The organism is Sphingomonas sp. LM7, from assembly GCF_002002925.1.
In the GTDB taxonomy this organism is placed as follows: domain Bacteria; phylum Pseudomonadota; class Alphaproteobacteria; order Sphingomonadales; family Sphingomonadaceae; genus Sphingomonas.
Map to the genome: position 1 here is coordinate 1,992,419 of NZ_CP019511.1, position 15,045 is coordinate 2,007,463.

Sequence of the window (15,045 nt, forward strand, 5' to 3'; positions counted from 1 at the left end):
GAGATCGCAATGTTGTCGCGCTTCACTCCCCTCCTCCTGGTCCCGGCCGTGCTGCTGAGCGCGTGCGGAACCTATAATGGCGGCGTCGAATCGATCCACCAGCCGGTGGTCGAGCGGAACGACTATGTCTTCGACGTCCAGACCGCGGGCTACGCCCTCGCACCCGGCGAAAGCCAGCGGCTTGCCGGCTGGCTCGAATCGATGGGCCTGCGCTACGGCGACCGCATCGCGATCGACGATGGTGGCACTCCCAATGGCGGGCGTGACGAGATCACCGCCCTCGCCAACAACTACGGTATCCTGCTCGCCGATCAGGCACCGGTGACCGTCGGCCAGATCGCACCGGGCACCCTGCGCGTGGTCGTCACGCGGATGACCGCCAGCGTGCCGAGCTGCCCCGACTTCTCGCGCCAATACACGCCCGACTGGTCGCAGAGCACCAGCTCCAACTATGGCTGCGCGACCAACAGCAACCTGGCGGCGATGATCGCCGACCCGGCCGATCTGGTCCGCGGCGCCAGCGGCTCGTCGCTCACCGATCCGGCGACCGGCAGCAAGGCGATCAACGCACTGCGCGGCGCGAAGCCCAGCGGCAACGGCGGCACCGAAGTGAAGTCCGGAGGCATCAAGTGAACGCGCCCTTCAATCCCTCGCGCACCGGCCATCGCGAGCCGTTCATCGCATTCGTCTGCGACGAGACGACGGCCGAGGCGCTGCGCCCGATCGCCGTCGAGCTCGGCTGGTCGCCCGAGAAGGTCAACAAGGGCGGGCTGCGCAACGCGGTCCAGACCCTGTCGGTCTCGGCGAGCCCGCAGGTACTGTTCGTCGACCTCTCCGAATCGGGCGATCCGCTCAACGACATCAACGCACTCGCCGAAGTCTGCGAACCCGGCACGATCGTGATCGCGTCGGGCCAGGTCAACGATGTGCGCCTGTACCGCGACCTCGTCGCGAGCGGGATCCACGATTACCTGCTCAAGCCGCTCAACCCCGACGCGCTGCGCGACACCTTCGCCCAGGCGCAGGTCGCGCTCAATGCGCCCAAGCAGGCCGAAACGGGCAGCGACGTGCCGCATTGCGCCGTCGCAGTGATCGGCACGCGCGGCGGCTGCGGCGCTTCGACGATCGCCACTTCGCTCGCCTGGCTGCTCAGCGACAAGCATACGCGCACCACTGCGCTGCTCGACCTCGACGTCCATTTCGGCACCGGCGCGCTCGCGCTCGACCTCGAGCCTGGCCGCGGCCTGACCGACGCGATCGAGAATCCGAGCCGCATCGACGGGCTGTTCATCGAACGCGCCATGGTCAAGGCGTCCGAGCGCCTCGCGGTGCTTTCGGCCGAAGCCCCGATCAACGCACCCGTGCTGACCGACGGCGCCGCCTTCTACCAGCTGCAGGAAGAGATGCGCAGTGCGTTCGAATGCACCGTCGTCGATCTGCCGCGCAACATGCTGGTCAACCATCCGCATCTGATCACCGACGTGCAGGTCGCGGTGCTGGTGACCGAGCTCACGCTCGCCGCCGCGCGCGATGCGATCCGCATCCTCAGCTGGTTCAAGTCGAACGCGCCGCAGACTCAGGTCATCGTCGTCGCCAACAAGGTCCAGCCGCAAGCGCTGCTTGAGATCAGCCGCAAGGATTTCGAAGGCTCGATCGAGCGCAAGATCGACGTACTGATCCCGTTCGAGCCGAAGGTCGCCGCACAGGCGGCCAAGCTCGGCAAGCCGCTCGCCGAAGCCGGCAAGTCGGCCAAGTCGCTGGCGCCCCTCGGCGAACTGGCGACGCGGATCACTGCGATCACCGATTCGGGCGAGCGCGACGACAAGCTGGCCAAACCGGCCAAGGGATCGAAGGGCAGCTCGCTGCTCGACAAGATCAGGGTCAAGATGCCGTCAAAGGCAAAGAAGTAACCAATCCGTGCCTAGTCTGGGCACGGGTTAACGGGTTCGGAGGCACGTCAGCGTGGAATTGCTGCCGGTTTTGATGCTTGGTGGAGGCACCTTCCTGGTGCTCTCGCTGATGGTGCTTGCCTTTTCGGGGCCATCGGTGGCGCGCGCGAGCGCCCGCCGCCTCACCGGCGTGCGCGAGCGCCACGCCGGCGCCGGCGGTTCGGTGGCAATGGAAGCCCAGATCCGCCGCGTCACGTCCAAGGGCGCGAGCGGCATGGATCTCGCCGCCTCGCGCTTTCTGCCCAACCCCGCGCTGCTCCAGAAGCGCCTCAACATGACCGGCAAGAACTGGACGTTGAGCCAGTACGGCCTGATCACGCTCGGCCTTATCCTCGTCCCGGGCGGGCTGCTGTTGCTGCAGGGCGCGCCGATCTGGCTGGCGCTGTTCCTCGGTCTGTTCGTCGGCGTAGGCCTGCCGCACAAGGTGGTGAGCTTCTTCATCAAGTGGCGCATCAACAAGTTCACGAACAATTTCCCCGATGCGATCGACTTGCTCGTCCGCGGCCTGCGCTCGGGCCTGCCGATCACCGAGACCATGGGCGTCGTCGGCCAGGAAGTCCGCGGGCCGGTCGGCGAGGAATTCCGCGCCGTATCCGACAAGATGAAGATCGGCCGCACACTCGACGCCGCGCTGCAGGAAACTGCGGACCGGCTCGGCACGCCTGAATTCCAGTTCTTCGTGATCACCATCGCGATCCAGCGCGAGACGGGCGGCAACCTTGCCGAGACCCTCGCCAACCTGGCCGAAGTGCTACGCAAGCGCGCGCAGATGAAGCTCAAGATCAAAGCCATGTCTTCGGAGTCGAAGGCTTCCGCGCTCATCGTCGGTTCGCTGCCGTTCATCGTGTTCAGCCTCGTCTGGTTCATCAACAACAATTACATGATGAACTTCTTCAAGGACGAGCGGCTGATGGTCGCCGGCGGCGGCGGGCTTATCTGGATGGGGCTCGGTGCCTTCATCATGGCCAAGATGGTCAATTTCGAGATCTGATGATGACCGAAGGACCCACTCTCCTCGGCGTCGACGTCCTCTGGGTCGCGACGTTCCTCAGCGCCATCGCCGCCACCGCGGTCGTGTTCGCGATCTACACCGCGACCACGGTGCGCGATCCGATGGCCAAGCGCGTCAAGGCGCTCAACGATCGCCGCGAACAGCTCAAGGCGGGCATCACCGCCTCGACGTCGAAGCGCCGCGCCAAGCTTGTCCAGAAGAACGAGACCACCGATCGCATCCGCTCGCTGCTCTCTTCGATGAAGGTGCTGCAGGAGAGCCAGATCAAGGTCGCCCAGACCAAGCTGCTTCAGGCGGGCATCCGCTCGAAGGAATGGGCGGTCGCAGTGATTTTCGGCCGGCTGGTGCTCCCGATCGTGATCGGCGGGCCGATCCTGTACATGGTCTACGGCACCGACATGTTCCTCGAATGGAGCCCGATGAAGAAGTACGGCCTCGTCGCCATCAGCTTCATCCTGAGCTACAAGGCGCCGGACATCTATCTCAAGAACAAGATCACCAAGCGCAGCCATGCGATCCGCAAGGGCCTTCCCGACGCGCTCGACCTGCTGGTGATCTGCGCCGAGGCCGGCTTGACCGTCGATGCCGCCTTCGCCCGCGTCTCCAAGGAATTGGGCAAGGCCTATCCCGAGCTGGGTGAGGAATTCTCGCTGACCGGGATCGAACTGGGCTTCCTCACCGATCGCCGCCAGGCGTTCGAGAACCTTGCGCATCGCATCAATCTTGAAGCGGTCCGCGGCGTCGTCACGACGATGATCCAGACCGAGAAATACGGCACCCCGCTCGCCTCGGCGCTGCGCGTGCTGTCGGCCGAATTCCGCAACGAGCGCATGATGCGCGCCGAGGAAAAGGCCGCGCGGTTGCCCGCGATCATGACCATTCCGCTGATCTTGTTCATCTTGCCGGTGCTGTTCATCGTGATCCTCGGGCCCGCGGCCTGCTCGATCAACGACGCACTGATGACCTGATCGCGCGTTCGTTCGTTACTGTGGCTTCGGTGGTGCAGGCACGCTAGCCTGCCCGCCCGGTACAGGGAGATCGAGCGATGCCAGGATTGCCATTCGACACCGTCACGCAGCTGATTGCCCTGGGCATCACGCTCGTCGCCGGCTTCTTCTTCGGCCTCGCCGCCCGGTCGGGCCGCAGCAAGTGGCGCGAGCGCTACCAGGACGAAGAACTCCGCCATCGTACCTATCGCGACGAGACCGGCGCCGAGCTACGCGAGGCCCAGCGCCGCCTGCGGGAGCTTGAGACCGAGAATGCCCGGCTGCGCACCGCGACGCCAGGAGTGGTGGCGCCTCCGCGAGCGGTCGATCCTTACTGACCTCATCAGTGCTCCGGCCTTGTCGCCGGAGCACTGGGGATTGTCAGGCCTTTAGCGCTGCCTGTGCCGCCGCCAGCCGCGCGATCGGCACGCGGTACGGCGAGGCCGAGACGTAATCGAGCTTGGTCGCCTCGCAGAAGGCGATCGAGGCAGGGTCGCCGCCATGTTCACCGCAGATGCCCAGCTTGATCTCGGGCCGCGTCGCCCTGCCCCGCTCGGCGGCGAGGCTGATCAGCTCGCCGACGCCCTCGACATCGAGACTGACGAACGGATCGCGGGCATAGATGCCCTTCTCGACATAGGTGGTCAGGAAGCGCGCGGCGTCGTCGCGGCTGACGCCCAAAGTCGTCTGGGTGAGATCGTTGGTGCCGAAGCTGAAGAACTCGCCGACCTCGGCGATATCGCCCGCACGCAGCGCGGCGCGGGGTAGCTCGATCATGGTGCCGACAAGGTATTCGATCGTCCGGCCCTTCTCGGCGAACACCGCCTGCGCCGCCTTGTCGACGACGATCTTCATCAGCTCGAGCTCGCGGCGCGTGGCGACCAGCGGGATCATCACTTCGGGGATCGGCGCCGCGCCCGACTTCTCGGCGACTTCGATCGCCGCCTCGAAGATCGCGCGGGCCTGCATCTCGTAGATCTCGGGATAGGTCACGCCGAGGCGGCAACCGCGATGGCCGAGCATCGGATTGAATTCGTGCAGTTCCGCGGCGCGGCGGCGCAATGTCTCGACGTCGATGTTGGCGGCCTTGGCGACTTCCTCGAACTCGGCCTCTTCATGCGGCAGGAATTCGTGGAGCGGCGGATCGAGCAGGCGGATCGTGCAGGGCAGACCCGCCATCACTTCGAAGATCTCGACGAAATCGCTGCGCTGCTCGGGCAGCAGCTTGTCGAGCGCGGCGCGGCGCCCCTTCTCGTCCGAGGCGAGGATCATCTGGCGCACCGCAGTGATCCGCGACTGTTCGAAGAACATATGTTCGGTGCGGCACAGCCCGATGCCCTCGGCGCCGAACTCACGCGCAGTGCGGCAATCGAGCGGCGTCTCGGCATTGGCGCGCACCTTCAGACGGCGCTTGGCGTCGGCCCATTCCATAAGCGTGCCGAAATCGCCCGACAGCTCGGGCTGGACGGTCGGCACGGCGCCGAACATCACTTCGCCGGTGGTGCCGTCGATGGTGATCGTATCGCCTTCGCGCACCTCGCGCCCGCCGACGCGGAACAGCTTTTCCTTGGCGACGATCGCGAGCGTGCCGGCGCCCGAGACGCAGGGACGCCCCATGCCGCGCGCGACCACCGCGGCGTGGCTGGTCATGCCGCCGCGCGCGGTGAGGATGCCCCGGGCGGCATGCATGCCGTGAATGTCCTCAGGGCTGGTCTCGACGCGGACGAGGATCACCGAATCGCCCGCAGCCGCGCGCTTTTCGGCAGTGTCGCTGTCGAACACGGCAGTGCCCGAGGCCGCACCCGGCGACGCCGGCAGGCCCTTGGTCAGCACGTCGCGCGCCGCCTTGGGATCCAGCGTCGGGTGGAGAAGCTGATCGAGCGCCTGCGGATCGACGCGCAGGATCGCCTCTTCCTGAGTGATCAGCCCTTCGTTGGCCATATCGACGGCGATCTTGAGGGCGGCCTTGGCGGTTCGCTTGCCGCTGCGGGTCTGGAGCATCCAGAGCTTGCCGCGCTCAACGGTGAACTCGATGTCCTGCATGTCGCGGTAATGCGTCTCCAGCGTCTCGAAGACCTCGGCGAGCTGGGCGTACACCTCGGGCATCGCCTCTTCCATCGACGCGGGCTTGGCGCCGGCTGCCTCGCGCGCGGCCCTGGTCAGATATTGCGGGGTGCGGATGCCGGCGACGACGTCCTCGCCCTGCGCGTTGATCAGGAACTCGCCATAATAGGCGTTGTCACCCTTGGCCGGATCGCGGGTGAACGCGACGCCGGTGGCGCTCGTTTCGCCCATATTGCCGAACACCATCGCCTGGACGTTGACTGCGGTGCCCCAGTCGCCGGGGATGTCGTTGAGGCGGCGATAGACCTTGGCGCGCTCGGACTGCCACGATCCGAACACCGCCCCGATCGCGCCCCAGAGCTGGTCATGGACGTCCTGCGGGAAGGGCTTGCCGTCCCACAGCTCGACGACGATCGCCTTGTACTCGGCGACGAGCTTCTGCCAGTCGCCGGCGGTCAGCTCGGTGTCGAGGCTGAAGCCGTTATCTTCCTTGGCGATCTCCAGCGCTTCCTCGAAGCGGCCGTGATCGAGCCCGAGGACGACGTCCGAATACATCTGGATGAAGCGACGATAGCTGTCCCAGGCGAAGCGGTCGTCGCCGCTGACCTGCGCGAGCCCGACCACGGTCTGGTCGTTGAGGCCGAGGTTGAGCACGGTATCCATCATGCCGGGCATCGATACGCGCGCGCCCGAGCGGACCGAGACGAGCAGCGGGTCCGCCGGATCGCCGAACTTCTTGTCGGTGATGCCTTCGATATGCGCAACGCCGGTGGCGACTTCAGCCTTGAGGCTATCGGGGAAGGTCTCGCCTTCCTCGTAATAGAGCGCGCAGACCGGCGTGCTGATCGTGAAGCCGGGAGGTACCGGCAGGCCGATGCCCGCCATGCCATCGAGATTGGCGCCCTTGCCGCCGAGCAGATTCTTGTCGCCGTTGCCGCCGTCCGAAACCCCGCCGCCGAAGCGGTACACGTACTGCGTCATCACAACCCCTTTTCGCGCTGCGCCGCGCGTACCGCAGGTGCGAAGAGGACGAAAGATGCTGACTGCGTTGTCAGCGACAAGATTTGGTTGCGGCGCGACAAAGCGACGGACGCGGCGGGCACTTCAACTGAGCGAAGTTGACGAAGTTGACGCAAAACGCAGTTTTCGCGGCCGCGCTTGACGCCCCTCAACCCTCGATTTTCGAGAAATCCGCCACCTTGTGCACTGCGTTGCGCATGCGCGCGAGCAAGTCGAGGCGGGCCTCGCGCTTGTCTGGATCAGCATCATTGACCGTCACCTTCTCAAAGAACGCATCGATCGGCGCGCGCAGCGTTGCCAGTGCCGCCATCGCGCCTTCGAAATCCTCACGCTCGATCGCGGCGGCCGCGATGGGCTCGGCCGAATCGAGGGCCTGGATCAGCGATTGTTCCTCAGGAAGGGGTGTGTAGGAAAGTTCTTTCTTCGTTCCGGTTTCGCCGGTCCAATCTTCCTTCTTGAGGATGTTCGCAGCGCGCTTGTAGCCGGCGAGGAGGTTCTTGCCGTCCTCGGTGGTGACGAACGCCTGGAGTGCATGGACGCGGGCGAGCAGCCGGACGAGATCGTCCTCGCCGCCGAGGGCGAACACCGCGTCGATCAGGTCGTGGCGAACGCCGGCTTCCTTCTGCTGGACCTTGAGGCGGTCGGCGAAGAAGTCTCTCACGTCGCGCATATAGATACGCGCGAACTGCTGAACGAGCTCTTCCCTGAGTGTCGTCGTCCCAAGTTCGGCCCGTTCGTCGGCAATACCTTGAGCGCCGAATCCGTGCCGTGCTTCAGCGAGCCATCCTCCGACGGAACCGCGTAGCTGATTCTGGAAAATCAGCGCGAGGACCGCCAACGCTGCTCGTCGAAGGGCGAACGGGTCCTTGGAGCCCGTTGGCTTCAAGTCCTTCATGAAGAAGCCCGCGATGGTATCCAGCTTGTCCGCGAGGCTCACAGCGACCGTCACCGGCGCGGTCGGCACCTCGTCCCCCTGCCCGACCGGCTTGTAGTGATCACGGATCGCTTCGGCGACCTGGGGGTCTTCGCCTTGCGCGGCGGCGTAATAGCCGCCGATCAGGCCCTGAAGCTCGGGGAATTCGCCGACCATGCCGGTGACGAGATCGGCCTTGGCGAGACGCGCGGCGCGTTCGGCCATGTCGGCCAATTCCGTCACGCCGGCGGACGCCGGGGTCTCAGGCGACTCCTGCCCCGCGCCATCGCCTGAGGCCCCGGCCTTCGCCGGGGTGACGATTCCCTCTTCGACCAGCCAGCGCGCCAGCTTGGCGACGCGGTCGACCTTGTCGGCTACCGTGCCCAGCTTCTCGTGGAACACGATCTTCTCCAGCTTGGGCCGGAGATCGTCGAGCCGGGTCTTGAGATCGGTATCGTAGAAGAAGCGCGCATCGCTGAGGCGGGCGGCGAGAACCTTCTGGTTGCCCTCGACGATCTTCGCGCCGCCGTCGGACGCGTCGATATTGGCGGTGCAGACGAAGGCGTTGGCCAGCTTGCCGTCAGGGCCGGCGCAGACGAAGTATTTCTGGTTCACCCGCGCAGTGAGCTGGATCACTTCGGGCGGCACGCTGAGGAATTCGGAGTCGAAGCGGCCGAGCAAGGGCACCGGCCATTCGGTGAGCCCGGCATTTTCGAAAAGCAGCCCCTCGTCCTCGATCAGCGTGAGGCCCGCCTTCTTCGCCGCCATCTTGGCGCCGATGGCGATGATCGCGCGGCGCTCGGCACCGTCGACGATGACGTGGCAGGCGCGGAGCTTCTCGACATAGTCGTTGGCGCTGCCGATTGTGATAACGCCGGGATGGTGGAAGCGGTGGCCGACGGTCTGCGCGCCGCTCTGGATGCCGGCGACTTCGATCGGCACGAGCTTGTCGCCGAGCAGCGCCACGATGCCCTGCAACGGGCGGACCCAGCGCAGACTCTCGGTCGAGGACGAGGCGGCGCCCCAGCGCATCGACTTGGGCCAGGCGAAATTGTGGATTGCGTGGCTCGCCGCGCTGGCGAGCACCGAGCCGGCAACGATGCCGGGGCGCTCGATCACGGCGAACAACACTTGCCCGCCTTTGCCGTCGTCGCGCGCGACGAGCTGGTCGCGGGTGAGCCCGGTCGAGCGGAGGAAGCCCTGAATCGCGGCGTCGGGCGCGTCGGCGCGGGGGCCCTTGCGCTCCTCGGTCGCCGCGGTGGTGGTCTCGGCGACGCCGCGGACGATCAGCGCGAGGCGGCGCGGAGTGGCGAAGCTCTCGATGGACTCGAAGGCGAGGTTGAGCGCCTTGAGCCGCGCTTCGAACAGCGCGGCGAGATCGGTCCGCGCGCGCTCCTGCATGCGCGCGGGGATTTCTTCGGAGCGGAGCTCGAGGAGGAAGTCTTCGGTCATTGGAAGGTTTCACGCGAAGGCGCAAAGGCGCGAAGGAAGGAAGGATCGTTCGCGCAACGACGCGACGACGCGACGAAGACGTGCTGCCCGGCCGCGTCAGTCGCCTCTCGACGTGCAGGCTGCTTCGCGAACGGTGACTGTTGGAGGCCGCTGGCGCGGCGAAGACAGCTCGTCGCGTCGTCGCGTCGTTGCGCGAACCTCTTCCGCCTCGCCTCTTCGCGGCTTCGCGTGAACAGAGTCATACCGTCCACTCCGGATATTTGCTCACCCATTCGGGCGTCATGTGCGCGATCCATGCCTCGCAGCTGCCCTTCGCCAGATCGCGGACACGGCCGATATAGGCCTGGCGCTCGGCGACCGAGATGACGCCGCGGGCCTGGAGCAGGTTGAACAGGTGACTCGCCTCGATCGCCTGCTCATAGGCGGCGATCGGGACGTTCGCCTCCAGGCAGTTTTCGCATTCGGCGACTGCCTTGCGGAAGCCCTCGAACAGCGTCTCGGTGTCGGCGACTTCGAAATTATACTTCGACATCTGCTTCTCGTTCTCGAGAAACACGTCGCCATAGCTCACGCCGCTGTCGTTGAACGCGAGGTCGTACACGCTGTCCTTGTTCTGGATGTACATCGCCAGCCGCTCGAGCCCGTAGGTCAGCTCGCCGGCGACCGGCTTGCAGTCGAACCCGCCCATCTGCTGGAAATAGGTGAACTGGGTGACTTCCATGCCGTCGCACCAGACTTCCCAGCCCAGACCCCAGGCGCCGAGGGTCGGCGATTCCCAATCATCCTCGACGAAGCGGATGTCGTGGCGGGTGAAGTCGATGCCGATCGCGGCGAGGCTGCCGAGATAGAGTTGCTGCAGGTCGGGCGGGCTCGGCTTGAGGATTACCTGATACTGGTAATAATGCTGGAGGCGGTTGGGGTTTTCGCCATAGCGACCGTCGGTCGGGCGGCGGCACGGTTGGACGAAAGCGGCGTTCCACGGCTCGGGACCGAGCGCCCTGAGCGTCGTCGCGGGGTGGAAGGTGCCGGCGCCCATGCGCATGTCATAGGGCTGGAGGATCACGCAGCCCCGTTCGCTCCAATAGTCATGGAGCTTCAGGATCATGCGCTGGAAGCTGAGGGGCTCGGACATATCCGCGGTGCTTTGGCGCGGCGGACCCGAGTTGACAAGGCGGCAGTGACTGCGCTCCTGTCGCGCGATGCTACGCAAATTGCTGATCGGAGCGGCGCTGCTGGCGCTCGGCGGGTGCCAGGCGAAGCAGCCGGCCAATGATGCCGATCCGGCTTTGTGGGTGCTCAAGGACGACGACACCACGATCTATCTGTTCGGCACGGTGCACATGCTCAAGCCCGGGCTGACATGGTTCGACGACGGCGTGAAGTCGGCGTTCGACGCCAGTGACGAGCTGGTGCTCGAACTGGTGATGCCGCCCGATGCCGAGATGCAGGCGCTGGTCGGCGAATTGGGGATGTCGGCAAGCGGCCCGTCGCTGCCCGACCAGCTCTCGCCCGCCCAGGCCGCCAAATTCCGCGCCGCGCTCCCCGAGATGGGGCTGTCGCCCGACGCCCTCGACCGCGCCGAGCCCTGGCTGGCGGCGACGATGCTCTCCGCCGCGCCGCTGCGCCAATTGGGCTATGACGAGAAGGACGGCGCCGAGGCGGTGCTGACCGCGGCGGCGAAAAAGGCAGGCAAGAAGGTCAGCGGGCTGGAGACTGCGCGCGAGCAGCTCGGTTATTTCGACCGCCTGCCGATCGAGGCGCAGCGGGCGCTGCTGGTCGATACGCTCGACGACTTGCCCAAGGCGGGCAAGACGATCGACGCGATGGTGGCGGCGTGGCGCAAGGGTGATGCCGACGGACTGGCGAAGCTGATGAACGAGGATCTCAGCCGCGCGCCCGAGCTGGCCGACGCGCTGCTCGCCCAGCGCAACCGGAAATGGGCGGAGTGGCTCAAGCAGCGGATGGAGGCGCCGGGGGTGGTGTTCGTGGCGGTCGGCGCGGGGCATCTGGCGGGGACTGCCGGCGTTCAGGCGGAGCTGGCCAAGCGCGGGGTGAAAGTGGAGCGGATCGACTATTAGGCTTCGCCACCCGCGCCTAGTACCGGGGTGACGGATATTGCCTTTCGCCGCCATCTCCGCTAGAGGCGCGCGCTTGCTGCGGCAGGGTCATCCCTGGAGGCCTGTCCGGCAAAGGAACTGAAACACTTTAGCGCATTGGAACGACACATGAGCGAGACGCTTACGCTGTCGGCCGAGACGCGCGACCGGGCTGGCAAGGGAGCCTCCCGGGCGCTTCGTCGTGAAGGCCGCGTCCCCGCCGTTATCTACGGCAACAAGGCAGACCCCGTTGGCATCCATGTCAACGAGCGCGAGCTGATGAAGCTGCTTAACACCGGCCACTTCATGAACTCGGTAGTCATGGTCAATGGCGAGCGCACGCTGCCCAAGGACGTCGCATTCGACGTCGTGACCGATCGTCCGCTCCACGTCGACTTCCTGCGCATCTCCGAGCATGCCAGCGTGCACGTCAACGTGCCGATCGTGTTCACCGATGAGGAAGAATCGGCCGGCATCAAGCGCGGCGGCGTTCTCAACGTCGTCCGCCACGAGCTCGAGCTCGTCGTCGACGCAGCCGAGATCCCCGACCAGATCGAGATCTCGCTCAAGGGCGTCGAAGTCGGCGATTCGATCCACATCTCGGCCGTGACGCTGCCCAAGGGCGCGAAGCCGGCGATCACCGACCGCGACTTCACCATCGCGACGATCGTGGCGCCGTCGGCGCTCAAGTCGAGCGAAGGCGACACCGCAACCGAGGACGAGGCTCCGGCCGAGGGCGAGTAAGCTTTCAAACTTCGCGGTTCAAAAAATCGCCTCCGCATCCTAGGTGCGGGGGCGATTTTTCTTTTGGGGTTCTTCTGATGCAACTCTGGGTGGGCCTCGGCAATCCGGGGCCGCAATATGCGATGCACCGGCACAATGTCGGCTTCATGGCGGTGGATGCGCTCGGCGAGGTCCATGGCTTCTCGGCGCCCAAGAAGCAGTTTCAGGGCTGGACCCAGGACGGGCGGATCGGCAGCGACAAGATCGTGCTGCTCAAGCCTGGCACGTTCATGAACGAAAGCGGCCGCGCGGTGCGCGCGGCGATGGACTTCTACAAACTGACACCCGCCGACATCACGATCTTCCACGACGAGCTGGATCTCGTGCCGTTCAAGGTCAAGGTGAAGCTGGGTGGCGGCACTGCGGGGCATAACGGCCTGCGCTCGACCGACGCGCATATCGGCCCAGACTTCCGCCGCGTGCGGCTTGGCATCGGCCATCCCGGGCACAAGGACCGGGTGACCGGCTATGTGCTCGGCAACTATGCCAAGGCCGAGATCGAGCCGCTGACCGATATGCTCGGCGCGATCGCTGCCGAGGCGCCGTGGCTGGCCGAAGGCAATGACGCGCGGTTCATGAGTGACGTGGCATCGCGGCTGCAGGACTGAGCGAGGCTCAATAATCGCCCCGTTCGGCCTGAGCCTGTCGAAGGCCTGCTCTCCCTCAAGCGGTCACCTGCGGATGGCTGCCCTTCGACAGGCTCGGGGCGAATGGCGTTCAGCATAGAAAAGGGGCCCCGGTTTCCCGGAGCCCCTTCCCTGTTTCCAGGAAGCTTACTTCTTGCCGACGATCACACCGACAAGGTTCTGCGTGTCGCCGCCATTGGTGCCAGAGGCAGCGAAGGTGATGCCGATTTCCTTGGCCTGCGAGCCGAAGAAGCCGCCGGCCAGCGTCCCCGAGAGCGGGCTGCCCGTGGTGAAGCTGCCGCTGAACTGGTTCTGGCCCGTCGGGATCGCGCCCTGCGCCGTGAAGGTGCCATAGGCGATCGTCGCGCCGCCGCCCTCGGGAGTGCGGTTGAGCGTGAGCGTCGAGGTGACAAGGCCGGTCGAGAAGTTGACCGAAGTGGTGACCGTACCACCGATGCGCCACAGCGTCGTGGCACCGGCATTGGTGCTGACCAGGCGGCCGGCGACGCTCGACGTATAGGCCTGGGTGCCGGTCTTCGGCACGTCGGTCAGCACGGTCTGATAGCCGAACACCGACGTGGTGATCCGCTTGGCGCCCGTGGTCGAGTCGCCACGCCACCACTGGGCGTAGCTGACATTGGTCAGCTGAAGCGCAGTGTTGTTGGTGAGCGTTGCCGCCGAAATCGTGTTGTTGAGGAATTCGAGCTGCGAGAACTTGCCCGCAGTCGCCGTGTCGGTGGTGCGGAACACGAACTCGGTGACGCCCGGTGCCGGCTGAACCGTGACGTTGGCGTTCACGAAGCGCGATTCTTCGCTGTTCTCGTTGATGACATAGGTCGCGGTGGCGATTGCGTTGCTGGTCGCCAGACGCACGCGGGTCGACAGCCCCTCGGTCGCAGCGACGCCGAGCGTCACCGGGCCGACGGCGGGGTCGCCGGTGTAGCTGGTCGAGGCGTTGATCGAGGCGAACTCCGCAGCCGCGGTGAGCGGGAACACGGCATAGGTCGGCGACGCAGTCGGCGTCGGAGTCGGCGTCGCAGTGGGCGACGGCGTCGGCGTGGGATCGGGATCGTCGCTGCCGCTGCAGCTCGCGAGCGCCAGCGTCGCCGCGGCGGCGCTCATGATCATGTGACGGCGAATCATTCCCTGCTCCTTGAAATACGCGATGCCTGAAAAGGCTCGGTGCCCCTGTACCCCAGGTGAACGGGGGCCCGTCAAGTTATGACGTAGCCAGCGCGCGCGGCCCGTAATTGCCGCCTGCCAAGAGGCGCGCTTCGGCCTGGCGCGCAGGGCTGGACGGCAGCTCGAACCGCGCCGCGCCCCTGGCGAGCAGCTTGAGCAGCACGCGCTCGGCGGGGTGCAGCGTCCGGTCGGCCAGCCCGAGCTGGCGGCGCATCTCCGGGGGCAGCAGGTCGATCGCGGCGCGGACACCGAGCTTCTGCATGGGGCGCAGCGCGCGCGGCAGGATTTCGGCAGTGCGCAGGATCGCGATCAATTCCTCGATCACCGGCGAAGGTTCGAGCTGCGGGCGCATCCGTGTCATCAGCGCGTCCATCGCTGCCTCGCTCGCCGGCGGCGCCTCGACGCCATACAGCGCCGCGCCCGGCTTTGCCTCGGCATAGAAACGGTCGCGCTCGGCCTGATTCAGCGGCTCGGCGTAACGGTGATAAGCGTGGAGGAACGCCCAGCTCGCGGTCGCCTGCACCCACAGCAGCAGATCGGGGTCACTCGCGACATAGCTTTGCCCGTCCTCGGTCTCGCCGCGCACCTTGGCGTGCATGCGGTTTACTCGCTGCGCCAGCGCCTCGAACTGGCTGCGCGCGCCATAGACGGTGATCATCGCCGCCACGCCGGTCCGGCGCATCCGCGTCGCGGGATCGCGCTTGAAGCTGGTGTGATCCCAGACGCCGTGGCGCACGCGCGGTTCGCCGAGTTCGAGCAGCACCGCGGCGATCCCGCCGACATACATCGTCACCGGATTGCGGAACACGCGCCACGATACCGAATCCGGCGGGAGCATCGCCGGCTCGCCCGCGGGCTGGCGGAAATCGGTGCCGTCGAGGCCCATCAGGCGTGTGGCGGCGGAATCGAGGTGCTGGCGTATCATGGCGCATCAACGCTCGGGCGGCTGCGCTTGCTCCGGG

At 66.1% G+C, this 15,045-nt stretch carries 13 protein-coding genes; 8 read left to right on the forward strand and 5 right to left on the reverse strand.

From position 1 onward, the window contains the following. Positions 1–9: 9 nt before the first annotated feature. The 5 genes from BXU08_RS08870 (at position 10) to BXU08_RS08890 (ending at position 4,285) form a co-directional block, all read left to right on the forward strand. Entirely contained in the window at positions 10–633 is a 624-nt protein-coding gene (locus BXU08_RS08870; RefSeq protein ID WP_077509731.1) for a CpaD family pilus assembly protein, read from the forward strand. Beyond that, on the forward strand, positions 630–1,910 hold the full coding sequence (locus BXU08_RS08875; RefSeq protein ID WP_077509732.1) for a pilus assembly protein CpaE: 1,281 nt from the start codon (positions 630–632) through the stop codon (positions 1,908–1,910). Before BXU08_RS08870 ends, BXU08_RS08875 begins: the two co-directional genes overlap by 4 nt. A gap of 52 nt (positions 1,911–1,962) precedes the next feature. Next, complete coding sequence (locus BXU08_RS08880) at positions 1,963–2,940, forward strand: type II secretion system F family protein (protein ID WP_077509733.1); 978 nt, start codon at positions 1,963–1,965, stop codon at positions 2,938–2,940. Then, entirely contained in the window at positions 2,940–3,929 is a 990-nt protein-coding gene (locus BXU08_RS08885) for a type II secretion system F family protein (protein WP_077509734.1), read from the forward strand. The genes BXU08_RS08880 and BXU08_RS08885 overlap by 1 nt, the downstream gene beginning before the upstream one ends. Before the next feature lie 77 nt (positions 3,930–4,006). Further along, the gene (locus tag BXU08_RS08890; protein WP_150125478.1) at positions 4,007–4,285 is read left to right on the forward strand and encodes a hypothetical protein; all 279 of its coding nucleotides are present in this window, start codon (positions 4,007–4,009) and stop codon (positions 4,283–4,285) included. A 43-nt stretch (positions 4,286–4,328) separates the two neighbouring features. Here BXU08_RS08890 and ppdK read toward each other — a convergent pair whose 3' ends face one another. The 3 genes from ppdK to BXU08_RS08905 form a co-directional block, all read right to left on the reverse strand. Further along, complete coding sequence (gene ppdK / locus BXU08_RS08895; protein ID WP_077509736.1) at positions 4,329–6,992, reverse strand: pyruvate, phosphate dikinase; 2,664 nt, start codon at positions 6,990–6,992, stop codon at positions 4,329–4,331. 187 nt (positions 6,993–7,179) lie between these two features. Continuing rightward, a complete protein-coding gene (glyS, locus tag BXU08_RS08900; protein WP_077509737.1) occupies positions 7,180–9,396 on the reverse strand; it encodes a glycine--tRNA ligase subunit beta in 2,217 nt (738 codons plus the stop codon). Between the two features lie 238 nt (positions 9,397–9,634). Next, entirely contained in the window at positions 9,635–10,501 is an 867-nt protein-coding gene (locus BXU08_RS08905) for a glycine--tRNA ligase subunit alpha (protein WP_077512196.1), read from the reverse strand. A 94-nt stretch (positions 10,502–10,595) separates the two neighbouring features. On the opposite strand from BXU08_RS08905, the gene BXU08_RS08910 reads away from it, so the two are divergent. The 3 genes from BXU08_RS08910 (at position 10,596) to pth (ending at position 12,883) form a co-directional block, all read left to right on the forward strand. Further along, positions 10,596–11,474 (forward strand): TraB/GumN family protein, encoded by an 879-nt coding sequence (locus tag BXU08_RS08910; protein ID WP_077509738.1) that lies wholly within the window; start codon positions 10,596–10,598, stop codon positions 11,472–11,474. Between the two features lie 147 nt (positions 11,475–11,621). Continuing rightward, the gene (locus BXU08_RS08915; protein ID WP_077509739.1) at positions 11,622–12,236 is read left to right on the forward strand and encodes a 50S ribosomal protein L25/general stress protein Ctc; all 615 of its coding nucleotides are present in this window, start codon (positions 11,622–11,624) and stop codon (positions 12,234–12,236) included. A 77-nt stretch (positions 12,237–12,313) separates the two neighbouring features. Then, positions 12,314–12,883: an aminoacyl-tRNA hydrolase gene (gene pth / locus BXU08_RS08920; protein WP_077509740.1), complete on the forward strand. Its 570-nt coding sequence runs from the start codon at positions 12,314–12,316 to the stop codon at positions 12,881–12,883. A gap of 165 nt (positions 12,884–13,048) precedes the next feature. On the opposite strand, the gene BXU08_RS08925 is transcribed toward pth, so the two are convergent. Beyond that, entirely contained in the window at positions 13,049–14,044 is a 996-nt protein-coding gene (locus BXU08_RS08925; RefSeq protein WP_077509741.1) for a transferrin-binding protein-like solute binding protein, read from the reverse strand. Between the two features lie 76 nt (positions 14,045–14,120). Next, positions 14,121–15,008: an oxygenase MpaB family protein gene (locus BXU08_RS08930; protein ID WP_077509742.1), complete on the reverse strand. Its 888-nt coding sequence runs from the start codon at positions 15,006–15,008 to the stop codon at positions 14,121–14,123. Between the last annotated feature and the right edge of the window lie 37 nt (positions 15,009–15,045).

What these genes read in the sequence shown, in the direction of transcription:
- BXU08_RS08870 (WP_077509731.1), top strand. Translation starts at nt 10, where the DNA reads ATGTTGTCGCGCTTCACTCCCCTCCTCCTGGTCCCGGCCGTGCTGCTG.
- BXU08_RS08885 (WP_077509734.1), top strand. Translation starts at nt 2,940, where the DNA reads ATGATGACCGAAGGACCCACTCTCCTCGGCGTCGACGTCCTCTGGGTC.
- BXU08_RS08890 (WP_150125478.1), top strand. Translation starts at nt 4,007, where the DNA reads ATGCCAGGATTGCCATTCGACACCGTCACGCAGCTGATTGCCCTGGGC.
- ppdK (WP_077509736.1), bottom strand. Translation starts at nt 6,992, where the DNA reads ATGACGCAGTACGTGTACCGCTTCGGCGGCGGGGTTTCGGACGGCGGC.
- glyS (WP_077509737.1), bottom strand. Translation starts at nt 9,396, where the DNA reads ATGACCGAAGACTTCCTCCTCGAGCTCCGCTCCGAAGAAATCCCCGCG.
- BXU08_RS08905 (WP_077512196.1), bottom strand. Translation starts at nt 10,501, where the DNA reads ATGATCCTGAAGCTCCATGACTATTGGAGCGAACGGGGCTGCGTGATC.
- BXU08_RS08910 (WP_077509738.1), top strand. Translation starts at nt 10,596, where the DNA reads ATGCTACGCAAATTGCTGATCGGAGCGGCGCTGCTGGCGCTCGGCGGG.
- BXU08_RS08915 (WP_077509739.1), top strand. Translation starts at nt 11,622, where the DNA reads ATGAGCGAGACGCTTACGCTGTCGGCCGAGACGCGCGACCGGGCTGGC.
- pth (WP_077509740.1), top strand. Translation starts at nt 12,314, where the DNA reads ATGCAACTCTGGGTGGGCCTCGGCAATCCGGGGCCGCAATATGCGATG.
- BXU08_RS08925 (WP_077509741.1), bottom strand. Translation starts at nt 14,044, where the DNA reads ATGATTCGCCGTCACATGATCATGAGCGCCGCCGCGGCGACGCTGGCG.
- BXU08_RS08930 (WP_077509742.1), bottom strand. Translation starts at nt 15,008, where the DNA reads ATGATACGCCAGCACCTCGATTCCGCCGCCACACGCCTGATGGGCCTC.